The organism is Paraburkholderia aromaticivorans (assembly GCF_002278075.1).
Taxonomy (GTDB): Bacteria; Pseudomonadota; Gammaproteobacteria; order Burkholderiales; family Burkholderiaceae; genus Paraburkholderia; species Paraburkholderia aromaticivorans.
In genome coordinates this window covers 3,606,275-3,627,111 of record NZ_CP022989.1, presented here as the reverse complement: position 1 = coordinate 3,627,111, position 20,837 = coordinate 3,606,275, and the positions used below count along the sequence as shown (strand labels likewise).

Genomic DNA, 20,837 nt, shown 5'->3' with positions numbered 1-20,837 from the left:
CGCCCGAAGCGAAGCCTGTAAAAAATCCAGCCGTCAATGAAGCACGATCCCCAGCCGGCCACCGCATCGGAATGGCGCGCCGAAGGCGAAGCCTTGGCGGCGCGCGGCGAACTCGACGCGGCGCTCCAGCGTTTCGACAACGCGCGCTCGCTAGCCCCCCACGATGCGCTCGTGCATCAGCGTATCGCGGCCACGCTCGCCGCCCTGAACCGTTTCCCCGAAGCCGTCGAGCGCTATCGGGAGGCCATCGCGCTCGATCCGCGCGAGACGGATTCGTATCACGGCCTCGGCTGGACACTCGAGCAGATGCATCGGCTCGAGCAAGCGGTAGATGCTTATCGCGAAGCGGTCCACCTGAATCCGCAAGCCGACGGCTCGCACAACAACATGGGCAACTGCCTGCAGGCGCTCGGCCGTTTCGACGAAGCTCACGCGGCGTATCGCCGTGCGATCGAGGCCGCGCCGCAGGTGCCGCTGTACTACCGCAACTTCGTGCAGACCAAGCGCCTCACCACCGAAGATCCGGTATTCGTCGCGCTGGAACGTCTTGCCGGCAACGCTGCTTCGTTGGCGCAGGCCGATCAGGCCGAAATTCACTTCGCCTACGGCCAGGCGCTTTCCGATGTAGGCCGCCACGACGCGTCGTTCGATCACTTCCTGAAGGGCAACGCATTGCACCGCACGGCGGTGCGTTATAACGAAGCGGAGTCACTCGGCCTGTTCGCGCATCTGCCTGAATTGACGACTTCGGAGGTGCTGCAGGCAAAGCGTGGTCTGGGCGACCCGTCAGATGCGCCGATCTTTATCGTCGGCATGCCGCGTTCGGGGTCGACGTTGATCGAACAGATTCTCGCGAGCCATCCGCGCGTATTCGGCGCGGGCGAGCGCACGGAATTCGGCGAGGCGTTGGTGAACGCCATCCGTCGCGAGCCGGACGATCCTTTGAAGATCGATATTGAAGCCCTGCGAGAGGTCGAGGTCGCGCCGTTGCGCGCGCTCGGCGCGGACTATCTGCGCCGCATGCGCCGCGCGTTGCCGGAAATCCAGCGCCAAGCGCGCGAAGAGGCACCGGGCTCGACCGCGCGCTTCACGCACTTCACCGACAAATATCCGTTCAACTTCATCAACCTCGGCCTGATTCATCTGGCGCTGCCGAACGCCCGCTTCATTCACAGCAGCCGTGCGCCTTTGCAAACCTGCCTGTCGATCTTTTCGCGAATCTTTCACGACGTGCCGTTCAGCTATGATCTCGGCGAACTGGGCCGCTACTATCGCGCCTATCACGCCCTGATGGCTCACTGGCAACGCGTGCTCCCCGACGGGGTGATGATCGAGGTCAACTATGAAGAACTGGTCGACGATTTCGAAGGCAATGTGCGGCGCCTGCTCGCGCATTGCGGGCTCGACTGGGACGAGCGCTGTCTGTCGTTTCATCAGACCATGCGCCAGGTGAGCACCGCCAGTTCCGCGCAGGTGCGCCGTCCGCTGTACAGGACATCGCTGCGACGCTGGCAGCCGCGGCAGGCGTTGCTTCAACCGCTGTTCGACGGCTTGGGCCCGCAGCTGGCTCCGGCGGCCGGCCTTCGGGCCGACGAGGTCGTGGCCGCCGGTATGGAGCGTCGCTCATGAGCGCGTCCCGCGGTGCGGTGGTATGGATGACGGGGCTCTCCGGCGCCGGCAAGTCGACATTGGCCAACGCCTTGCACCGGCGGCTGAAAGAAGCGGGGCATGCGGCGATCGTGCTCGACGGCGACGTGTTGCGGCGTGGACTGAACGCCGACCTGGGCTATACACCCGAGGACCGCACCGAAAACCTGCGGCGCGTCGCGCACGTCGCGGCGCTCTTCATGCAGCAGGGCTTCATCGTGATTGCCGCCGTCATCTCGCCGGAGCATCGGCATCGGCGCTCGGCGCGTGAAATCGTCGGCGAGGGTTTCGTCGAAGTCTTCGTGAATGCGCCGCTAAAGGTTTGCGAAGCCCGCGATGCCAAGGGGCTCTATGCCCGCGCGCGACGCGGCGAGATTGCGCATTTCACCGGCATTTCCGACCCGTTCGAAACGCCGCTCGCGCCCGACGTGGTGATCGACACTGAGCGGATGCCGGTCGACGAATGCGTGGACCGCCTGCTCGCGCATCTGGCCGCGACGGGGCGCCTGAATGGGTAGCGCCGTCGCGGCACTGCCTCCGCGTTAGCGCAACAAGGCCCAGGAATGATGCAAGGCCGGGTACACGCCGATGATGAACGCCGCGTAGATCGCGGCCATCGTCACGCCGGCGGCGGTGCCCCAGATGTTGCGCGATGCGGCGCCCTGGCGGAAATGAACGGGCAACCCGACCACGAGGTAGCCGATCAGAAAAAACGCGATGACCGCGCGCACGGGCGAGAGGTCGTGGCCGATAAATTCGAGCAGCGCGGGCAAGCTGAATTCAGACATGGACGGGCGGGCAAGAAGAGATACCGATGATGACGCGAGGCGTGGCGGCGCGCGCGAAGGCCTACGTGGATTTAAGTCCATTCGGCCGGCAAAGTACAAGCAAAGACGGCATAAAAATTCGTACAGGTTTGCATTGCTTGCACGTTGCCTGCGAGGCAACTTTCAACCGGGCTTCACGACGCTTCGACCGGCTTTCACCGCGCGGCGATCAGCGCTTGCGCAAAGGCTCGAGCAGCGACTTCAACCCGTTGTGATCGATCTCGTGCATCAACGCCAGCAGCCGGCCGATTTCGCCCGGCGGAAAGCCCTGACTCGCAAACCAGTTTAGATAATGACCGGGCAGGTCCGCAATCAGGCGGCCCTTATATTTCCCGTAAGGCATGACGCGCGTGAGCAGCAGTTCGAGGTGTTCGGGATTCATGACACGGGGGCGGCGCGGAGCAACGTTGCGCGTGAAAGAGACGGGCGGCGCCCGCTGGAACCGCATTTTAGCGTGCCCTGCAGGTATCGCCCGGGCGTGGTAACGTCAGCGCTTTTCGTTCAACCAATCAACAGGACAAGTTCGATGGAATATCGCAGACTTGGCGATTCCGATGTGCAGGTCAGCCTGATCGGTCTGGGCACCATGACCTGGGGCGAGCAGAACACGGAGCAGGAAGCGCACGCGCAGATCGATTACGCACTCGATCACGGCGTCAATCTGATCGACACCGCCGAAATGTACCCGGTGCCGCCGCGTGCCGAGACGCAAGGTTCGACGGAGCGCTTTATCGGCAGGTGGCTCGCGCGGCATCGCAGTGCCCGCGAGAAAATCGTGCTCGCCACCAAGATCGCCGGCCCCGCGCGGCAACCGCATAACCCGCGCCATATTCGTGGCGAAGGCAACCAGTTCGACCGCAAGAATCTGACCGAAGCGCTCGACGGCAGCCTGAAGCGTCTGCAAACCGACTACGTCGACCTGTATCAACTGCACTGGCCGGATCGCAGCACGATGACGTTCGGCCGCCCCGCGTATCCGTGGGTCGACGACGCTTATACGGTGCCGATCGAAGAGACCCTGTCGGTGCTCGCTGAGTTCGTCAAGGCCGGCAAGGTGCGCCACGTCGGCGTGTCGAATGAAACGCCGTGGGGCGTCGCGCAGTTTCTGCGCGCGGCCGAAAGGCTCGGCTTGCCGCGCATCGTCAGCATTCAGAATCCATACAGCCTGCTCAATCGCACTTACGAAGCCGGTTTATCCGAGTACGCACATCGCGACAACATCGGGTTGCTGGCCTATTCGCCGCTGGCCTTCGGCTGGTTGTCGGGCAAGTATGAAGGCGGCGCGCGTCCGGCCGGCGCCCGCATCTCGCTGTTCGAGCGCTTTCAGCGCTACAGCAAGCCGCAAGCGGTGCAAGCCACCACGCGTTACGTGGAACTCGCGAAGCGTCACGGTATGTCGCCCGCGCAATTCGCGCTGGCTTTCGTTAACAGCCGGCCGTTCGTGACGAGCAATCTGATCGGCGCGACCTCGCTCGATCAGTTGAAGGAAAACATTGCGAGCGTCGACGTGAAACTCCCGGCGCAGGTGCTCGCGCAAATCGATGCGCTGCATGAATTGCAGCCGAATCCCGCGCCTTGATGCATGAGCGGTGGTGCGTCGGGACGAGTCCTGCCTGAAAGAAGGCGGCGCGCCCCTCGAAGCGCCGCACGCTCGGGCTGCCCCGGCTTCATGGCCGGGGCGCTTGCCAACTGATCCGCTGCTGAAATTCGGCGCACCTGGCGCACGCTCAACGGATCTTCAACTGACCGCGCACCGCATGGAGCGCAAGCAGACTCACCACCGCGCAGAACATCAGATAGAAGCCGGGCGCGAGCTTATTGCCGCTTGCGTCGATCAGCCAGGTGATCACAAAGGGCGCAAAGCCGCCGAACACCGTCACGCCGATGTTGTAGCTCACCGCGAGGCCGGTCGCGCGCGTCTGCGTCGGGAAGATCTCCGACATCAACGCGGGCAGCGCGCCGAAATACGTTGCCTTCAATACGCCGATCCAGATCAGCGCGAGCAGCATCGTCGCAAACGAGGGATGCGCGTTCATATACATGAAGGCCGGATAGACGGTCACCAGCATCAGCATGGCGGCCACCGCCATGATGCGGATGCGTCCGAGGCTGTCCGACAGGTGGCCCGCGAAAGGCGTCAGCACCGTGAGCACGACGCCGGTGGCGAGCGTCGCCGCGAAGCCGGTCGAGGCGGGCAGGTGCAATTGCTTGATCGCGTAGGTGGGCATGTACAGGATCATGTAGTTGGCCGCTGTGGAAATGACCAGCGAGCCTACCGCCAGCAGCATGCGGACCTTCTGCGTGCCGAACAGGTCGCGCAGGGGCGTGCGGGCTTTCGGCTGCGCATGGAACTCGGCGCCTTCGTCCACGTAACGGCGAATATAGAAACCGACCGGACCGATCGCGAGGCCGAACAGAAACGGTACGCGCCATCCCCACGATTCGAGTTGCGCGCTCGTGAGCTGGCTCGTCAACAGCGCGCCGAAACCGGAGGCGAGCAGCGTCGCCATGCCTTGACTCGCGAACTGCCAGCTGCCCATGAAGCCGCGGCGCTCGGGAGCGTGTTCGACCAGAAATGCCGTCGACGCACCGAACTCGCCGCCCGCGGAAAAACCTTGAACGAGGCGCGAAAGCATGATGCCCGCGGGCGCCCACAGGCCGATCGCCGCGTACGGCGGCATCACGGCGATCGTCAGGGTGCCGATCATCATCAGCCCGATCGACAGCAGCAGCGACGCCTTACGCCCGGCGCGATCCGCGAGCGAGCCGAGCACGACGCCGCCGAGCGGCCGGATCAGGTACGAGATCCCGAAGGTGCCGAGCGTGAGCATCAGCGAGATCGCTTCGGTGCGCGCCGGAAAGAACAGCTTCGCGATGGTCACCGCGAAGAAGCCGTAGACGACGAGATCGAACCATTCGAGCGCGTTGCCGATCGACGCCGCGAGAATGATGCGATGGACCTTCGCGGCGGAAGGCCGCGCGGCGCTGGCTTGCAAAGTGGACGTGCTCATCGTGGACGTGCCTCGTGACGTAGACGGATAACGGCGTGCGGGGCCCCGATCGGGCGGGTGTCGCCCGGGTGCCGCTCAGGTGTCGCTCAGGTGTCGCTCAGGTGCGGCTCAGGTTGCAGTGCGGGTTGTCGCGCGCGGCGAGTTCTCGCCGAGATCCCAGAAGAGTCCCGCCATGATCTGCAGACCTTCGCGCACGACCGGTCCGAGCAGATGCTCGTTCGGCGCGTGCTGCGAGCAGGCCGGGTACGAGTGGGGCACCCACAGGGTCGGCAGGCCGAGCGTGTCGGCGAAGACTTCGTTGGGCAGCGTGCCGCCCAGATTCGGCAGCACGGCCGTCTTCTTGCCGGTGGTCTGTTCGAGCGAGGCAATCGCCCACGTGACCCACGGATCGTCCGGGTTCAGACGCGTGGCCGGCGCGCCGCGTTCGACATCGATGCGCACCTCGGCAAAGCCATGCGCATCCAGATGCGTGCGCAGATACCGTTCGAGGTTGTCCCAATCGGTGCCGACCACGAAGCGCAACTGGCAATGCGCGAACGCCGACGAGGGAATCGCATTGACCGGGTTCTCCGGGTTGCCCGCCTTGAAAGCGAGTATTTCGAAGCTGTTCCAGCCGAACACGCGCTCAGGCGCGCTCAGGCCGGGCTCGCCCCAGTTGTCGTCGACCGCCGGATCGCCGGGGCCGCCGCCCACGGTGATATCGGCGAGCGCGCGGCGCACCGCCTCGGGAATCGGCGGTGGGCGCAAACCCTCGACGGCGATCACGCCGCGCGCGTCGACGAGGCTCGACAACGCATTCGCGAGGACCGTGGCCGGGTTGCGCAGCAAACCGCCCCAATTGCCCGAATGGTGCGCACCGTCGCGCGGCTTCAACGACAGCTTGAAGTTCACCGAGCCGCGCGAGCCGAGGAATACGGTCGGGCGGCGCGCGGCGAGACGCGGGCCGTCGGAGGCGATCAGCACATCCGCGGCCAGTTCTTCACGGTGCGCGCGGCATACCTCGTCGAGTCCGGGGGAGCCGGTTTCCTCGCCCATCTCGATCAGCAGCTTCGCGTTGAAGCCGAGCTTGCCGCCGCGCGCGGCAAGCACGCTCGCCAGCGCGGCGAGGTTGATGGTGTGCTGGCCTTTGTTGTCGGCGGTGCCGCGGCCGAACCAGCGCTCGCCCTCGACGGTCACGGCCCACGGCGTCAGCGGCGCGCGCCACTGGCTGTCGTAGCCGCGCACCACGTCGCCATGGCCGTAGATCAGCACGGTCGGCAGATGGTCGCCCTCATGGCGGCCGGCGATCAGGAACGGCCCGAAGCCGTCCACCGGGTTGGCGACGATGCGCGTGCTGAAACCGAGGCCCGCCACTTCGGGCGTGATTTCGTCGGTCAGATACGACAGCAGCGCGGCGGCGCGGTCGTTGTCCTGGCTTTCCGTGCGAAAACCGACGCGACGGTTCAAGGTCTCGAGAAAGGCGCCGGATTCGAAATGATGGGTGGCGTGCTCGATGGCCTGGTGGCGGCTCATGGGTGTCTCCAATGCGGGCGAATGTGGGGGCGGACGGCGCATGGTCCGCGGTGCGCCTGCGAGCGGCCGCGGCCTGCAGCTTCGAACCGATTCTAGGAGGCCGATTTTTTTGTCACAATGATCGTCTTTCGAAGCTTGCGTTGCCGAAAAGGCAAAGCTCGCCGCCTGGGTAGAGACGCGCGCGGCCATCGGCTCGCCCGCGCTTACCGTTGAATGAGGACCCACTCATGGCACTTTCGCTGCATGGCATCGCGCTGCGCTATTTCGTCGAAGTCGCGCGTACCGGCTCGATCAGCGACGCGTCCGCACGGCTGCATGTCGCCGTCTCGGCAATCAGTCGGCAGGTGGCGCGGCTCGAAAGCGAATTGGGCGTCGCGCTATTCGAGCGGCGCCCGCGCGGCATGGCGCTCTCCGAAGCCGGCGAGCGCCTGCTTGCGTACGCGCAGCGCAGTCTGCTCGAGGCCGAGCATGTGATGAAGGAGATCGGCGGCATTGAGACCTTGCACGGCAGCATGATCAAGCTGGCCAGTTCCGAAGGATTCGCCGCCGACTTCCTGCCCGCCGCGATGGCGGCTTTTCGGGTTCAGTATCCGGGTATCGACTTCACGCTCTCGGTGATGTCGCCGGACGAGGCGACCCGCCGGGTACGCGACGGCGACGCCGATCTCGCGTTGACGTTCAGTCTCGCGCCGGAAAAAGGCGTCAAGGTCGAGCACACCGAACGCGCGCCGGTGCTGGCGCTGTTGCGCGCGGATCATCCATTGGCCGCGCGCGCGAAGGTATCGCTCGCCGATGTGCAGCGCTATCCGCTGGTGCTGCCCGAGCCCGGCACGACGATTCGTCAATTGATCGACATTACCTGTGCGCTCGAAGGCATCCTGCTCGAACCCGAACTCACCTGCAACAACAGCGGCGCTATGTATCGTTACGCGCAGAAGTCCGGCGCGATCATGTTCACGGGCCTGCTGTCCGTGCGCGACCGTTATGCCGGCGACGGTTTCGTCGTGATGCCGCTCACCCATCCGCAAATGCGCCAGCGCAGCATCCAGGTGCAGACCATGGCGGGGCGCGAACTGCCGCCGTCGGTGCGGGCCTTCAGGGACCATCTGATCGCGGAAATGGCGGGACCGAAGCCTGCGGATGGCGCTGCTGAAAAGACCGTCCGGAAGCGAAGCAGACGCATGCGTTAAAGGCGCGAGGGCCCCGATCATTCGAACGGCATCGGGTCGGCAACGCAGCGTTCGCGGTTGATCGCGGCCGAGCGTGGATGGTCGCGGGCGCTGGGGCAAAGCATGTCGCCTGCGTGCGATAGCGATCCATTGCGCGCCGATCGAGAGGTAAATGTCCCTGCCGGAACATGAATCACGACCTAAACTGTGGTGAACGGGGCGGGCTGAAAGCGCCGGCCAATGTTGCAGTGCACGCCAGGATGGGCGTCTCTTCGGCGACAGCAGTGGTAGGATTCAGCCCGAAAAATGGAGAGCGGCGCGCGCTCGATGCAGCGCGCCGTCCACAACAGAGCGATAGGAACTCAGGACATCGAATGGCGCAACAAAAAACAAACCCAAAACTTGAGCAGGCGCTGACGCGCGGGGATCTTGCCATCCGTCAGGCGAATTCGGCGCGAGCGACAGCATTGCTGCGTGCGTTGGGCAAGATGATCGTGGAGGCGTCGGCGACGATCGGCGTGGAAGCCTTCACGCTGATTCCCGACGGCGACAGGATCTATGATCCGGCCGATGGCCTATGGCCGCAGGAATTGCAGATCTCGCTCGACGGTCCGGTGGAAGAAGCCGATCCGGACGAGGTTCGCACGGTTCGACTGATCGCCGACGATCCGGCCACGATGTTCCGTGTCGAATGGCAGCGCGCCGACGGCAAGATCGGCCGTCAGGACGGCGGGCCGTTCGCGACGGTAGCGTTTATTTCTGACGTGGATATTCCGTGGACGGACGACGAGGACTGAACGGGCCCGAGTCGCGACAGGCGCTGATATCGACATGTATTGAGGAGGCGTCAGCGCCTGGGGTTGTATCGCAAGCACAAGCCTAGTTCATCATCCTGCGTCGAAACAGGATAGCCGACACCACAAATCCTCCCACCGCGTAGACCGCCAGCACGGCCACATGCATCAGTGCATGCTCGACGGGCCGCCCCAGCATGGCCGGCCGCATCAGCTCCACGGCGTGCGCGAGCGGCAATACCGCGGTGGCGCCGCGCGCGACGGCGGGCAGCTGCGAGACCGGAAAGAATACGCCGGACAGCAGCAGCATCGGCGTCAACACCAGGGTCTGGTAAAACATGAAAAAGTCGTACGAAGGCGCGAGCGCCGTGACGACCATGGCGATGCTCGCGAACGCGAGCCCGGTCAGCACGATGACCGGCAGCGCCAGCAGCATCGACGGAAAATTCGCGTAGCCCAACGCGCCGGCCACCAGCATGATTGCAGCGCCTGACAGGATCGACTTGCTGGCGGCCCAGATCACTTCACCGAGCACGATGTCGCCGAGCGTGAGCGGCGTATGCATGATCGCTTCCCATGTGCGCTGCACGTGCATGCGCGAAAAGCCCGAATACATCGACTCGAAACTCGCCGACATCATCACGCTCGAGGCCACCGTGCCCGCCGCCAGAAAGGCGATATACGACACGCCGTCGACATGGCCGACCATCAGCCCCAGCCCGAAGCCGAGGCCGAACAGATAGATCATGGGATCGGCGAGATTGCCGAACATCGAGGCAATCGCGAGTTTTCTCCACACCAGATAGTTGCGGCGCCACACGGCGATCCAGTTGGTCGCGTTCGCGGGAAAGGCGGCGAGAGTTTCCTGTTTCGACGGGGTGTCACCCGGCGGTTCGTAAGTACGTGCGTCCATGATGTGTCTCGTGCGGTGTCCCACGAAGGGACGTCCTTTGTCGTTATAGCGCCAGCGCGTTGCGTGCGATGCCGGTATCCATGCGCCACTAGTCCTGCATCTCGCGGCCGGTGAGCCGCAGGAACACATCTTCCAGATTCGCCGGCCGGTGCAGATAGCGCAGGTCCGCGCGCTGCTTGAGCCGCGCATGCACCGGTTGCGCGTCGCTGACGTAGCAGAACAGCGTCTCGCCGCTGATCTCGGTGCGCTCGACGAGCGGCGCCAGTTCATCGCGCAACGCAACCGGATCGGGTCCGAAAATCTCGATCACGTCGCAACCGATCTCGGAGGCGATCAGCTCGCTCGGCGCGCCTTCGGCAATCTTGCGCCCTTCCTCGATCACGCATAGCCGGTGGCAGAGCCGTTCGGCTTCTTCCATGAAGTGCGTGGTCAGCAAAATGGTCTTGCCGCGCGCGAGCAACGAGCGCAGCCGCTCCCAGATCAAATGCCGCGCCTGAGGATCGAGGCCGGTGGTCGGCTCGTCCATGATCAGCACGTCGGGGTCGTTGACGAGCGCGCGCGCCAGCGTCAGGCGCCGCTTCATGCCGCCGGACAGCTCGCTCACGCGCGCGTCCGCCTTGCTTTCGAGTCGGGCGAATTCGAGCAGCGGCGGCACCATCGCACGGCATTGCGCGGCGTTCAAGCCGAAGTAGCGGCCGAACACCAGCAGGTTTTCACGCACCGTGAAGTCGGGGTCGAGATTGTCGAACTGAGGCACGACGCCGACACGCGCTCGCGCCACGCGCGCGCGGCCAGGGATCGGTTCGCCGCATAGGCGGATCGTGCCCGCGTCCGGTGTGGCGATGCCGAGCAGCATGCGCAGCGTGGTGGTCTTGCCGGCGCCGTTCGGACCGAGCAGGCCGAAGCATTCGCCGGCGTTCACATGAAACGACAGTCCGTCGACGACCGTTTTCTCGCCGTAGCTTTTTCTGACCTCGTGAAATTCGATGGCGGCTTCAGGCATGGATCGAACGAGTCTCCGGAAACAGACGTGGTTGAATGGCCGGGAAGGCCGCCTATTCTAGGGCATCGGCGGGGCAGCGTTGGTGCGCGCCCCGCCTGCCCGCGCGGGTTTCTTGCACTGCGGCATCGACCCGTGGACAAGCCTGGCGGCGCGCGCACCGGTTTAGGGCCTGGCGCGCGCTCAATGAGCGGACAGTTAGCGTTTTCCATCCCTTGCAACCTGAATTGCGGCGCACCATGATTCATTCAGATCGCGCGTCCCGCGCGAAGGGAGAAAAATCATGGCGAGCTACCAGAAAATCCTGCTGTGCTACGACGGCTCGCGCGAAGGCCGCAAAGCATTGCGTTGCGGCGCCGACCTGGCGTTGGATCTGAAAGCGGAAACGCATTTGTTGTCGGTCGTCGACATGCGTTCGAGCATTGCGCAAAGTGCGGGCCTGCTGACCGATGTCGCTTGCGGCAGTTTCGAAAAGACCGCCCGCGACATCCTCCAGGAAGGCGTGGACTGGCTCACCGAGCGCGGCGTGAGCGCACAAGGGCATTTCGCGTTCGGCCATCCGATCGACGAGATTGCCAACCTCGCCAACGAATTGCATGTCGACCTGGTCGTGGTCGGCCACCGTTGCCGCACCGGTCTGTCACGATGGTGGATGGGCGCGGGCAATACGCCGCTGCTCGACCGTGTGTCATGCAGCATTCTGGTGGCGTGTTCTTCCGCGCAGGAGCAGCAGCAAGCGGCGGCTTGACAGGCGGTGGTGATCGCGTGCGTGTTCGACGGGCCGGCTGCCCGGGCCCGACGACATCAGGCAATCACTCGTTCAGGTTGACCGCGGCCAGCTTCCAGGTGAAAACACCCTCGCGCTGGAAGATGGCCGAATAACGCGCGTCGCCGGCGCCATGCTGGTAGGTGACGACGAATTCGTTGAGGCCGCGATAGCCCGCTGTGGTTTGCGGCGGTTGCGCCGGCGTAGCGTTGTCGTTGCCCGCGTTGGCGGTGGCAGGCGCCGCTGGCGCGGCCGGTGCCGGTGAGGGCGCGCCGGCGTCCGGCGGCGGGTTCGCGGCAGGCGGCGCGGGCGGCCGCTCGCCCGGATCGCCGCGCGGCGGCATGCCGTTCAGCAGGGCCGCCACGCCGTCCGGTGTGGCGTAGGCATCCACGAGTGGACCAATCAACGCGACGCCGATCATTGCGCCAATAGCGGCGAGGGGGTTGCCGTTGCTGTGCGCGTCGAGCCGGCGTGTCAACAAGCCGGTGACCTGCTGCTTCAGACTCTCACGCAACGCGGGAAAGTCGACGTATTGATTGACCGTTTGCACGTCGCGCGCGTCGGCCGCGCGTTTGAGATTGTTCAGCGCGATATAGGGTGACGCGTACGCGAACCCGAGCGCAGCGATCACCAGGATCACGATTAGCGTGACGACTAGCGGCCGGGTGGCGCCGCCCTTGATGTGTTTCGGAACTGCCATCGAACGGGACTCTCCTTCAGGTGTGATCTAACGTGGACTGCGGCCACGCGAAAACGATCCCGTGCGATGCCGTATCGCCGCCCGCCAGACCATCCATCAAGACTCGAATACCGCGCCGTGGACGTTCGTTTCGTCGGCGATGCAGCGATCGATCATGCGGCACACCGCGTCTACCGTTCCGACCATGATGAGACGCGACGGCCCGTGATAGACACGCACCGGTGCGCGACGCGCCGGCTCGGCCGTATTCAAGCCCGAGTTCAGCGACACGCGGGCAAACGCCGGCAACGACGATGGCAGGCTCGACACACCGGCGGGCGAGTCGAACAGCGACGGCGTGCTGGCCGTGGACGCCTCGATCAATGAGCAGGGCACCAGCTTGCGAAGATGGCGCAGACGACCGAACTGGCGAAAAGGCAACAGGCGGGCAAGACGTTCCATGAGACTCTCCAGACGATGCAACGTTGATGCGGCGTTGGCGCGGCTTTTTATGCTGTCGAACGGGCAAGAAGGGGGCTTGGACCAAGGCGCCTGAACCCAGCCGCCCGGCAGCAAGCCGCTTAAAACTCGCCGGGGCGGATCAGCCCCACGGCGATCCCTTCCAGCGCGAACTCCGCACTGCCGGTTTCAACGAAGATGTTTTCGTAATCGGGGTTCTCGGCGATCAGTTCGAGTCCGTTCGGCCGGCGCTTCAGGCGCTTGACCGTGACGTCGTCGCCCAGCCGGGCAATGATGATCTGGCCGTCTTTGGCTTCGCTCTTCTTTTGCACCGCGAGCAGGTCGCCGTCGAAGATGCCCGCGTCGCGCATGGACAGCCCGCGCACCTTCAGCAGGTAATCGGGCTTGCTCGAGAACAGCGCCGGGTCGCACGCGTAGTGCTGCGAGATATGTTCCTGCGCGAGGATCGGACTACCCGCGGCAACCCGCCCGATCAGCGGCAGCGACAGTTGCATGATGCTGGCGTGCGGCAACGTGAACTGGTGCGGCGAATCTTCCGGGCCGGCCAGCAGGCGGATGCCGCGCGACGCGCCGGCCGCGAGCTCGATCACGCCCTTGCGGGCGAGCGCGCGCAGATGTTCTTCTGCCGAGTTGGCCGAGCTGAAGCCCAGTTCGGCGGCGATCTCCGCGCGGGTGGGCGGAAAGCCGGTGCGTTCGATAGCCCTGCGGATCAGATCGAAAACCTGCTGCTGTCGTGCGGTGAGTTTGGTCATGGCGCCACTGTATGTATGAACAGGTGACTGTATTTTTATACAGTATTCGGCGCAATTCAAGCTTTACTTTAAGTTCGTGCTGAAGGGTGGCGCTAGAGCGTCGTCAAGCGACGTTCCAACACCCGTTTTCGTGCCGCAACGCCTTATCCAGCTGTCATTACCACTTTTGCGTATTAAAGAATGAAGAAACATTATTTTTAATGATGAAAGCCCTTCGATAGACTGGCCTCCGAGTTGGGGCTCATGTGCACGTGACCGCGACGCCGAGGAACACCATATGCGGTTTCAGCGAACTACAACGCGGAGAAAGTTGACATGAATCACCAAGGTACGGGGCTGGCGGGCAAGACGAAGCGACTCATCGCGGCACTCGCTCTGGGCGCGGCGGGCGCGCTCGGCGTGATGGCGCAGGCGCACGCAGCGGACACGACACTGCTGAACGTGTCCTACGACCCGACTCGCGAGCTTTATCAGGACGTCAACCAGGCGTTCGGCAAGGAATGGAAGGCGAAGACCGGCGAGACGATCACCTTCAAGCAGTCGCACGGCGGCTCCGGCGCGCAGGCGCGCTCGGTGCTCGACGGTCTGCAGGCCGACGTCGTGACCCTCGCGCTCGCTTACGACATCGACGCCCTGGCCAACAAGGGCTTGCTGGACAAGGGCTGGCAGAAGCGTCTGCCGGATAACGCGTCGCCGTACACGTCGACGATCGTGTTTCTGGTGCGCAAGGGCAACCCGAAGCACATCAAGGATTGGGACGACCTGATCAAGCCGGGTGTGTCGATCGTCACACCGAACCCGAAGACGTCGGGCGGCGCGCGCTGGAACTACCTCGCGGCCTGGGCATATGCGGAGCATCAGCCGGGCGGCAACGATCAGAAGGCGAGGGAATTTGTCGGCAAGCTCTACAAGAATGCCGGCGTGCTGGATTCGGGCGCGCGCGGCGCGACCACCAGCTTCGTGCAACGCGGTATCGGCGACGTGCTGATCGCATGGGAAAACGAAGCCTTTCTGTCGCTGAAGGAGTTCGGCCCGGAGAAGTTCGAGATCGTCGTGCCGTCGGTCAGCATTCTGGCGGAGCCGCCGGTTGCGGTGGTGGACAAGGTGGTGGACAAGCACGGCACGCGCAAGCTCGCCGAAGCCTATCTGAACTTCCTCTATAGCGAGCAGGGCCAGGAGATCGCGGCGAAGAACTTCTACCGTCCGCGTTCGAACAAGGTGCCGGCCGAGCTGACCGCCAAGTTTCCGAAGCTGAAGCTGTACACGGTGGACGATTCGTTCGGCGGCTGGACCAACGCGCAGAAGACGCACTTTGCCGACGGCGGTGTATTCGATTCGATCTATCAGCCGCAGTAACACAGCCACTGCCCGCCAGGGCATCGGCAAACGGATGCGGTAACGCGTCACTCCCGAGCGCGCCCCAGGGGCGCGCTTTTGGCCAGCCAGGGCCGGCGGCCGGCAACACGAGCATCAACCTGAACGAGTAACGAGCATGACGACGTTGACCTTCCGAAAGCCGAGCGCCTTACCCGGTTTTGGCCTGACACTCGGCATCACGGTGGCTTATCTGAGCCTCGTGGTGCTGATTCCGCTTGCGGCGACCTTTCTGAAAACCGCGACGCTCGACTGGAGCCAGTTCGTGCGCGCGGTGAGCTCGCCGCGCGTGCTCGCGTCGTATCGCCTGACGTTCTTTTCCGCGCTCGGCGGCGCGCTGATCAACGCGGTGTTCGGCTTTCTGGTGGCGTGGGTGCTGGTGCGCTACTCGTTTCCGTTCAAGCGCATCGTCGATGCGGTGGTCGATCTGCCGTTCGCGTTGCCGACTTCGGTCGCCGGCATTTCGCTCGCGGCCGTGTACGCGGGCAATGGCTGGATCGGGCAGTTTCTCGAACCGCTCGGCCTGAAAATCGCTTTTACGCCGGCGGGCGTGCTGGTCGCGCTGACGTTCATCGGCCTACCGTTCGTCGTGCGCACGGTGCAGCCGGTGCTCGAAGAGTTCGAACGCGAACAGGAAGAAGCGGCGGCGTGCCTGGGCGCCTCGCGCTGGCTGACGTTTCGCCGCGTGGTGCTGCCGGCGGTGTTTCCGGCGCTGCTGACGGGCTTTGCGCTGGCATTCGCGCGCGCGCTCGGCGAATACGGCTCGGTGATCTTCATAGCCGGCAATGTGCCGATGAAGTCGGAAATCACGTCGCTCCTCATCATCACGAAGCTCGAGCAATATGACTACGCGGGCGCCACGGCGCTGGCGGTGGTGATGCTGGTCGTGTCGTTCCTGATGCTGCTCCTGATCAACACCTTGCAGTGGTATCTGCAGCGCCGCACGAGCCGCGGCGGCGCGGGCCCGGTGCCCGCCGCCAGCGTCGCGGCAATCGGCGGAGGTGTGCAATGAGCCGCCGAACCGTGAATGACGTGGCCGCCGCCAATAGCGCGAATGGCGCGAGCGGCGTGAATCACGCCGTGGCGGTGGCGCCGCGCGCGCCGCTGAATGTCGCGCGCCGTCCCGACCCGGTCACCGAGCCGCCGCTCGTGCGCTGGATTCTGACCGGCGTCGCGCTGCTGTTTCTCGCGCTGTTCCTGGTGGTGCCGCTCGTCGCCGTCTTTTATCAGGCGCTGAACAAGGGGCTCGGTTTCTATCTGGAATCGCTCGCCGACCCGGACGCGCTCTCGGCGATCAAGCTGACCGTGATCACCGCCGCGATCGCCGTGCCGCTGAACCTCGTGTTCGGCCTCGCGGCTTCGTGGTGTATCGCCAAGTTCGAATTCCGCGGCAAGGCGCTGCTGACCACGTTGATCGATCTGCCGTTCTCGGTGTCGCCGGTGATCTCGGGCTTGATCTATGTGTTGATGTTCGGCGCGCAGGGCTGGTTCGGCCCGTGGCTGCAAGACCACAACATCCAGATCATTTTCGCGGTGCCGGGCATCGTGATGGCGACCATTTTCGTGACGTTCCCGTTCGTCGCGCGTGAGCTGATTCCGCTCATGCAGGCACAAGGCAACGACGAAGAAGAAGCCGCCCACGTGCTCGGCGCGTCGGGCTGGCAGACCTTTCGCCGCGTCACGCTGCCCAACGTTAAATGGGGCCTGCTGTATGGCGTGATTCTGTGCAACGCGCGGGCAATGGGCGAGTTCGGCGCGGTGTCGGTGGTCTCGGGCCATATTCGCGGCCAGACCGACACGATGCCGCTGCACGTCGAAATTCTCTACAACGAATACAACTTCTCGGCGGCGTTCGCCGTGGCGTCGGTGCTGGCGCTGCTCGCGCTCGTGACGCTCGGCCTGAAGCTGCTCGCCGAGCGCCATATGTCGGCGGAACTGTCGGCCGCGCGGGACGTGCCCGCGTATGCCGGTCCTGTCACGGCGCCGGCCAGTGCAACACACGCATCACACACAACGCATGCATCGCAGCAACACCCGCTCAAGCAAGGAGAGCTGTAATGGGTATCACCGTTCGTAACCTGCAGAAGCGCTTCGGCGATTTCGTCGCGCTCGATAACGTCACGCTCGACTTTCCGCCGGGTGAACTGGTTGCGCTGCTCGGGCCGTCCGGTTGTGGCAAGACCACCTTGCTGCGCGTGATCGCCGGGCTCGAATACGCGGACGGGGGCCAGGTCGAGCTGCAAGGCCAGGACGTGGCGACGGTCGGCGCGCGCGAGCGGGAAGTGGGTTTCGTGTTCCAGCATTACGCGCTGTTCCGTCATATGACGGTGTTCGAGAACGTGGCGTTCGGCTTGCGCGTGAAGCCGCGCAAGGAGCGGCCTTCCGAAGCGGTGATCCGCGAGAAGGTGCATGAGCTGCTCAAGCTCGTGCAGCTCGACTGGCTCGCGCAACGCTATCCGTCGGAATTGTCCGGCGGGCAGCGGCAACGTATCGCGCTGGCCCGCGCGTTGGCGGTCGAGCCGAAAGTGCTGCTGCTCGACGAACCGTTCGGCGCGCTGGATGCAAAGGTGCGCAAGGAACTGCGCAGCTGGCTGCGACGCCTGCACGACGATCTGCATATCTCGACGATCTTCGTCACGCACGACCAGGAAGAAGCGCTGGAAGTGGCCGACCGTATCGTCGTGCTCAATCGCGGGCATGTGGAGCAGGTGGGCAGTCCGCAGGATGTCTACGATCATCCGCAAACCTCGTTCGTCTACGAGTTTCTGGGCGCGGCGAACCGTCTGCATGGCAAGGTCGACGCGAGCGGTTTCGTGGTGGACGGCGCGGCGCTGCCGGTGTCGATCAAGGCCGATTTCAGCGGCCCGGCCTTCGCCTATGTGCGACCGCACGATCTGCAGTTGTACCCGCAGGCGTCGGGCCATCGCGAAGGCATCGTGGTCGACGTGCGGCGCGTGGTGACGCTGGGCGGCTCGGTGCGGGTCGAACTCGCGGGCCGCGAGGGCAACCTGCTCGAAGCCGAGCTCGATCGGGAAGCGTGGCGCGATCTGCAGCTCTCGATCGGCGACGGTGTGACGGCAGTGCCGCGTGCATTGCGCGTGTTCCCGGCGCAATGAGCGCGAGCGCGGTCAGGCGCGCTGTAGTACGACTCGGTGTTTCAATCAAACTCAAATAACTCAACTCTGGACCAACCGGAGACATACAGATGAATTTTCAGCAATTGCGCTTCGTGCGCGAAGCCGTGCGTCAGAACATGAATCTGACCGAAGTGGCGAACGTGCTGTACACGTCGCAATCAGGTGTGTCGAAACAGATCAAGGATCTGGAGGACGAACTCGGCGTCGATATTTTCATTCGACGCGGCAAGCGTCTGACGGGCCTCACCGAGCCGGGCAAGGCGGTGCATCAGCTGATCGAGCGGATGCTGCTCGACGCCGAGAATCTGCGCCGCGTCGCGCGCCAGTACGCGGATCAGGATAGCGGCCACCTCGTCGTGGCGACTACGCACACGCAGGCGCGTTACGCGCTGCCGAAGGTGATCCGCCAATTCACCGAGGTGTTCCCGAAGGTGCATCTGGCGCTGCGCCAGGGCAGCCCGCAACAGATCGCGCAGATGATCATCAATGGCGAAGCCGACATCGGCATCTCCACCGAAGCACTCGACCGCTTCCCGGATATCGTCACGTTCCCGTGCTATTCGTGGCATCACGTGGTGGTCGTGCCGAAGGATCATCCGCTGGTGGGCCGGCCGAATCTGACGCTCGACGAGATCGCCGAATTTCCGATCGTCACGTACGACCAGGATTTCACGGGCCGCTCGCATATCGACCAGGCGTTCGCCAAAGCGGGCGCCTTGCCCGACGTCGTGCTGACCGCGATCGACGCCGATGTGATCAAGACGTATGTCGAACTCGGCATGGGCATTGGCGTGGTCGCGGCGATGGCCTACGATCCGAAGCGCGACACGGAACTGGTCGCGCTCGACACGCAGCATCTGTTCGAAGCCAGCACCACACGGGTCGGTTTGCGCAAGGGCGCGTTCCTGCGCGCATACGCATACCGGCTGATCGAGATGTTCGCGCCGCAGTTGAACGAAGCGGAGATCGCCGCCCAGTTGCGCGAAGCCGTTTGATGGATGCGCCGGGCCGTTGACGGGCCATTAGTTTCTTCACGCATGGCGGCGCGCGGCGCATCGCTTACAATCGCCGCCATGAACACTTTGACTTCCTCCTCCGCCATACCCCCGGACGAAGGCGCCACGCCGCCGCTGCCGCGCATTGCCGTGCTGGCGACCGGCGGCACGATCGCCGGGGCGGCTGCGGACGCCACCAATACGTCCGGCTATCAGGCCGGTGTGGTCGGCGTCGAGCAATTGCTGGCCGCGGTGCCGGCTTTGTCCACGGTGGCGCGCATCGCGCCCGAGCAGATTGCCAGCGTCGACAGCAAGGACATGGCGATGCCGCTGTGGACCGCGCTCGCGCAACGCATCAACACGCTGCTCGCCGACGACGACATCCACGGCGTGGTGGTCACGCACGGCACCGACACGCTCGAAGAAACCGCCTACCTGCTGCATCTGACCGTCAAGTCGGACAAGCCGGTCGTGCTGACGGCGGCCATGCGCCCGGCCTCGGCGCTGTCCGCCGACGGTCCGCTGAATCTGCTGAACGCGGTGACGGTCGCGGCGCACGCGGGCTCTCGCGGGCAGGGCGTGCTGGTGGCCTTCAACAACAGGATTCATAGCGCGCGCGACGTGGTGAAGACGAGCACCTACGCGGTCGATGCATTCCATTCGCCTGAAATCGGCGCACTCGGCTGGGTGCAGGACGGCCGCGTCGAATTCCAGCGCAGCGTGGTGCGTGCGCATACGCTCGCCACTGAATTCGTGATCGGCGCGAAGTGGCCGCACGTGGAGATCGTGGTGAGTTACGCAGGCGTCTCGCGCATTGCCGTCGACGCGCTGGTGACGGCCGGCGTGCGCGGTATCGTCGTGGCCGGCACCGGCAACGGCTCGATTCACACCTCGGTCCAGCAAGCGCTGGCCGATGCCGCCTCGCAAGGCGTGGCGGTGGTGCGGGCGTCGCGCGTGGGCTCCGGGCATGTGATGCGCAACGGCGCGGCCGCCGACGATGCGCTCGGTTTCGTCAGCGCGGGTTCGCTGAACCCGTACAAGGCGCGCGTGCTGCTGATGCTGGCGTTGGCCGCGGGCGCCACGGGTCCGGTGGCGCTGCAAAAGACTTTCGACACGTACTGATGGATTGAGCGCGAACGGCCCGCTGTGAAGTCAGAGGCGTGTCCCGCAGATGATGTTTAAATGAACAACGCGGCGCCCAGGTTGTCGACCCGGGCGCCGCGTTGTCGTTTCCGCTCGAGGCTGATCGCTGCCGCCCGCAACGGGCGGTGTGCGCCGGCGCTTAGTTCGCCAGATCCGGCGGCAACTTGCCGCCGTTCGCCGCCAGCGCTTGCATGACCTGTTTGTGCAGCCAGATGTTCATGCTCGCCGAATCGTTCGTGTCGCCGGTGAAGTTCAGCTCCTTGGCGAGCTGCTTGCGATGATCGAGGCTGCTGTCGACGCCGAGCGCTTTCAGCGTGTCGACGATCGAGGTGCGCCAGTTCAGCGTTTGCCCGCTCTCGCTCACGAACTGGTCCATGACGGCAGCGACGTCGACGTCGGCGAGCGGCGCGGGCGCAGCCGCCGGTGCGGCAGCTTGCGCGGCGGCCGGATCCGGCGTCGGCTCGACAGCCGGTGCAGGCTGGTCCGGTTTCGCTTTGCCAAAGAGCTTATGTACGATGTCACCAAAGATGCTCATTCTGAATCCTTTGCAGATAGGTTACTGGCGCAAGCACATGCCGCTCACGGGTTGAACACTGGCTGGGAATCGGGCGAATGAAGCAGAGGACAGGCGTTGCCAC

22 protein-coding genes are annotated in these 20,837 nt (G+C 64.5%); 12 read left to right on the top strand and 10 right to left on the bottom strand.

Going from position 1 to position 20,837, the window contains the following annotated elements; all coding sequences use genetic code 11:
• Nucleotides 1-36: 36 nt before the first annotated feature.
• Nucleotides 37-1,629 (top strand): tetratricopeptide repeat-containing sulfotransferase family protein, encoded by a 1,593-nt coding sequence (locus CJU94_RS16385; RefSeq protein WP_095419584.1) that lies wholly within the window; start codon nt 37-39, stop codon nt 1,627-1,629.
• Nucleotides 1,626-2,165 (top strand): adenylyl-sulfate kinase, encoded by a 540-nt coding sequence (cysC, locus tag CJU94_RS16380; RefSeq protein WP_095419583.1) that lies wholly within the window; start codon nt 1,626-1,628, stop codon nt 2,163-2,165. Before CJU94_RS16385 ends, cysC begins: the two co-directional genes overlap by 4 nt.
• A 24-nt stretch (nt 2,166-2,189) precedes the next feature.
• On the opposite strand, the gene CJU94_RS16375 is transcribed toward cysC, so the two are convergent.
• Nucleotides 2,190-2,435 (bottom strand): hypothetical protein, encoded by a 246-nt coding sequence (locus CJU94_RS16375; protein WP_095419582.1) that lies wholly within the window; start codon nt 2,433-2,435, stop codon nt 2,190-2,192.
• Nucleotides 2,436-2,643: 208 nt separating this feature from the next.
• Complete coding sequence (locus tag CJU94_RS16370) at nt 2,644-2,856, bottom strand: DUF3820 family protein (protein WP_095419581.1); 213 nt, start codon at nt 2,854-2,856, stop codon at nt 2,644-2,646.
• Between the two features lie 144 nt (nt 2,857-3,000).
• On the opposite strand from CJU94_RS16370, the gene CJU94_RS16365 reads away from it, so the two are divergent.
• Nucleotides 3,001-4,053: an NADP(H)-dependent aldo-keto reductase gene (locus tag CJU94_RS16365; RefSeq protein ID WP_095419580.1), complete on the top strand. Its 1,053-nt coding sequence runs from the start codon at nt 3,001-3,003 to the stop codon at nt 4,051-4,053.
• A gap of 148 nt (nt 4,054-4,201) precedes the next feature.
• Here the strand turns inward: CJU94_RS16365 and CJU94_RS16360 are convergent, their stop codons facing one another.
• Nucleotides 4,202-5,485, bottom strand: coding sequence for an MFS transporter (locus CJU94_RS16360; protein ID WP_095419579.1), 1,284 nt, complete (start codon nt 5,483-5,485; stop codon nt 4,202-4,204).
• A gap of 108 nt (nt 5,486-5,593) precedes the next feature.
• Nucleotides 5,594-6,997, bottom strand: coding sequence for a M20 family metallopeptidase (locus CJU94_RS16355; protein WP_095419578.1), 1,404 nt, complete (start codon nt 6,995-6,997; stop codon nt 5,594-5,596).
• 227 nt (nt 6,998-7,224) lie between these two features.
• Here CJU94_RS16355 and CJU94_RS16350 point away from each other — a divergent pair, with 227 nt between their 5' ends.
• A complete protein-coding gene (locus tag CJU94_RS16350) occupies nt 7,225-8,187 on the top strand; it encodes a LysR family transcriptional regulator (RefSeq protein WP_095419577.1) in 963 nt (320 codons plus the stop codon).
• 353 nt (nt 8,188-8,540) lie between these two features.
• Nucleotides 8,541-8,963, top strand: a complete 423-nt coding sequence (locus CJU94_RS16345) for a hypothetical protein (RefSeq protein WP_095419576.1) — start codon at nt 8,541-8,543, stop codon at nt 8,961-8,963.
• Nucleotides 8,964-9,045: 82 nt separating this feature from the next.
• On the opposite strand, the gene CJU94_RS16340 is transcribed toward CJU94_RS16345, so the two are convergent.
• Both CJU94_RS16340 and nodI read right to left on the bottom strand, forming a co-directional pair.
• On the bottom strand, nt 9,046-9,873 hold the full coding sequence (locus CJU94_RS16340; protein WP_095419575.1) for an ABC transporter permease: 828 nt from the start codon (nt 9,871-9,873) through the stop codon (nt 9,046-9,048).
• An 88-nt stretch (nt 9,874-9,961) separates the two neighbouring features.
• On the bottom strand, nt 9,962-10,876 hold the full coding sequence (gene nodI, locus CJU94_RS16335; protein WP_095419574.1) for a nodulation factor ABC transporter ATP-binding protein NodI: 915 nt from the start codon (nt 10,874-10,876) through the stop codon (nt 9,962-9,964).
• Nucleotides 10,877-11,156: 280 nt separating this feature from the next.
• Between nodI and CJU94_RS16330 the strand changes: the two genes are divergently transcribed.
• Entirely contained in the window at nt 11,157-11,621 is a 465-nt protein-coding gene (locus CJU94_RS16330; protein ID WP_091794608.1) for a universal stress protein, read from the top strand.
• Between the two features lie 64 nt (nt 11,622-11,685).
• On the opposite strand, the gene CJU94_RS16325 is transcribed toward CJU94_RS16330, so the two are convergent.
• From CJU94_RS16325 to lexA, 3 genes are all read right to left on the bottom strand, one after another.
• Nucleotides 11,686-12,339, bottom strand: coding sequence for a DUF2939 domain-containing protein (locus CJU94_RS16325; RefSeq protein ID WP_095419573.1), 654 nt, complete (start codon nt 12,337-12,339; stop codon nt 11,686-11,688).
• A 96-nt stretch (nt 12,340-12,435) separates the two neighbouring features.
• Nucleotides 12,436-12,780 (bottom strand): hypothetical protein, encoded by a 345-nt coding sequence (locus tag CJU94_RS16320; RefSeq protein ID WP_095419572.1) that lies wholly within the window; start codon nt 12,778-12,780, stop codon nt 12,436-12,438.
• A gap of 119 nt (nt 12,781-12,899) precedes the next feature.
• Nucleotides 12,900-13,550, bottom strand: a complete 651-nt coding sequence (gene lexA, locus CJU94_RS16315; protein WP_095419571.1) for a transcriptional repressor LexA — start codon at nt 13,548-13,550, stop codon at nt 12,900-12,902.
• 315 nt (nt 13,551-13,865) lie between these two features.
• Here lexA and CJU94_RS16310 point away from each other — a divergent pair, with 315 nt between their 5' ends.
• The 6 genes from CJU94_RS16310 to CJU94_RS16285 all read left to right on the top strand — a co-directional run bounded on the left by CJU94_RS16310 (nt 13,866) and on the right by CJU94_RS16285 (nt 20,178).
• Nucleotides 13,866-14,906 (top strand): sulfate ABC transporter substrate-binding protein, encoded by a 1,041-nt coding sequence (locus CJU94_RS16310; RefSeq protein WP_095419570.1) that lies wholly within the window; start codon nt 13,866-13,868, stop codon nt 14,904-14,906.
• A gap of 136 nt (nt 14,907-15,042) precedes the next feature.
• A complete protein-coding gene (gene cysT / locus CJU94_RS16305; RefSeq protein WP_095419569.1) occupies nt 15,043-15,936 on the top strand; it encodes a sulfate ABC transporter permease subunit CysT in 894 nt (297 codons plus the stop codon).
• Entirely contained in the window at nt 15,933-16,982 is a 1,050-nt protein-coding gene (gene cysW, locus CJU94_RS16300; protein ID WP_208645322.1) for a sulfate ABC transporter permease subunit CysW, read from the top strand. The genes cysT and cysW overlap by 4 nt, the downstream gene beginning before the upstream one ends.
• On the top strand, nt 16,982-18,040 hold the full coding sequence (locus tag CJU94_RS16295; RefSeq protein WP_095419568.1) for a sulfate/molybdate ABC transporter ATP-binding protein: 1,059 nt from the start codon (nt 16,982-16,984) through the stop codon (nt 18,038-18,040). The genes cysW and CJU94_RS16295 overlap by 1 nt, the downstream gene beginning before the upstream one ends.
• Nucleotides 18,041-18,129: 89 nt before the next feature.
• Nucleotides 18,130-19,056, top strand: coding sequence for a CysB family HTH-type transcriptional regulator (locus tag CJU94_RS16290; protein ID WP_091794591.1), 927 nt, complete (start codon nt 18,130-18,132; stop codon nt 19,054-19,056).
• Between the two features lie 78 nt (nt 19,057-19,134).
• Nucleotides 19,135-20,178 (top strand): asparaginase, encoded by a 1,044-nt coding sequence (locus CJU94_RS16285; RefSeq protein WP_095420396.1) that lies wholly within the window; start codon nt 19,135-19,137, stop codon nt 20,176-20,178.
• A gap of 160 nt (nt 20,179-20,338) precedes the next feature.
• Here the strand turns inward: CJU94_RS16285 and CJU94_RS16280 are convergent, their stop codons facing one another.
• Nucleotides 20,339-20,734: a DUF3597 domain-containing protein gene (locus CJU94_RS16280; protein ID WP_095419567.1), complete on the bottom strand. Its 396-nt coding sequence runs from the start codon at nt 20,732-20,734 to the stop codon at nt 20,339-20,341.
• Nucleotides 20,735-20,837: the final 103 nt, after the last annotated feature.

Bases quoted from the DNA above. Each gene is read 5' to 3' on its own strand.
- CJU94_RS16385 (WP_095419584.1), top strand. From the start codon at position 37: ATGAAGCACGATCCCCAGCCGGCCACCGCATCGGAATGGCGCGCCGAA.
- cysC (WP_095419583.1), top strand. From the start codon at position 1,626: ATGAGCGCGTCCCGCGGTGCGGTGGTATGGATGACGGGGCTCTCCGGC.
- CJU94_RS16375 (WP_095419582.1), bottom strand. From the start codon at position 2,435: ATGTCTGAATTCAGCTTGCCCGCGCTGCTCGAATTTATCGGCCACGAC.
- CJU94_RS16370 (WP_095419581.1), bottom strand. From the start codon at position 2,856: ATGAATCCCGAACACCTCGAACTGCTGCTCACGCGCGTCATGCCTTAC.
- CJU94_RS16365 (WP_095419580.1), top strand. From the start codon at position 3,001: ATGGAATATCGCAGACTTGGCGATTCCGATGTGCAGGTCAGCCTGATC.
- CJU94_RS16360 (WP_095419579.1), bottom strand. From the start codon at position 5,485: ATGAGCACGTCCACTTTGCAAGCCAGCGCCGCGCGGCCTTCCGCCGCG.
- CJU94_RS16355 (WP_095419578.1), bottom strand. From the start codon at position 6,997: ATGAGCCGCCACCAGGCCATCGAGCACGCCACCCATCATTTCGAATCC.
- CJU94_RS16350 (WP_095419577.1), top strand. From the start codon at position 7,225: ATGGCACTTTCGCTGCATGGCATCGCGCTGCGCTATTTCGTCGAAGTC.
- CJU94_RS16345 (WP_095419576.1), top strand. From the start codon at position 8,541: ATGGCGCAACAAAAAACAAACCCAAAACTTGAGCAGGCGCTGACGCGC.
- CJU94_RS16340 (WP_095419575.1), bottom strand. From the start codon at position 9,873: ATGGACGCACGTACTTACGAACCGCCGGGTGACACCCCGTCGAAACAG.
- nodI (WP_095419574.1), bottom strand. From the start codon at position 10,876: ATGCCTGAAGCCGCCATCGAATTTCACGAGGTCAGAAAAAGCTACGGC.
- CJU94_RS16330 (WP_091794608.1), top strand. From the start codon at position 11,157: ATGGCGAGCTACCAGAAAATCCTGCTGTGCTACGACGGCTCGCGCGAA.
- CJU94_RS16325 (WP_095419573.1), bottom strand. From the start codon at position 12,339: ATGGCAGTTCCGAAACACATCAAGGGCGGCGCCACCCGGCCGCTAGTC.
- CJU94_RS16320 (WP_095419572.1), bottom strand. From the start codon at position 12,780: ATGGAACGTCTTGCCCGCCTGTTGCCTTTTCGCCAGTTCGGTCGTCTG.
- lexA (WP_095419571.1), bottom strand. From the start codon at position 13,550: ATGACCAAACTCACCGCACGACAGCAGCAGGTTTTCGATCTGATCCGC.
- CJU94_RS16310 (WP_095419570.1), top strand. From the start codon at position 13,866: ATGAATCACCAAGGTACGGGGCTGGCGGGCAAGACGAAGCGACTCATC.
- cysT (WP_095419569.1), top strand. From the start codon at position 15,043: ATGACGACGTTGACCTTCCGAAAGCCGAGCGCCTTACCCGGTTTTGGC.
- cysW (WP_208645322.1), top strand. From the start codon at position 15,933: ATGAGCCGCCGAACCGTGAATGACGTGGCCGCCGCCAATAGCGCGAAT.
- CJU94_RS16295 (WP_095419568.1), top strand. From the start codon at position 16,982: ATGGGTATCACCGTTCGTAACCTGCAGAAGCGCTTCGGCGATTTCGTC.
- CJU94_RS16290 (WP_091794591.1), top strand. From the start codon at position 18,130: ATGAATTTTCAGCAATTGCGCTTCGTGCGCGAAGCCGTGCGTCAGAAC.
- CJU94_RS16285 (WP_095420396.1), top strand. From the start codon at position 19,135: ATGAACACTTTGACTTCCTCCTCCGCCATACCCCCGGACGAAGGCGCC.
- CJU94_RS16280 (WP_095419567.1), bottom strand. From the start codon at position 20,734: ATGAGCATCTTTGGTGACATCGTACATAAGCTCTTTGGCAAAGCGAAA.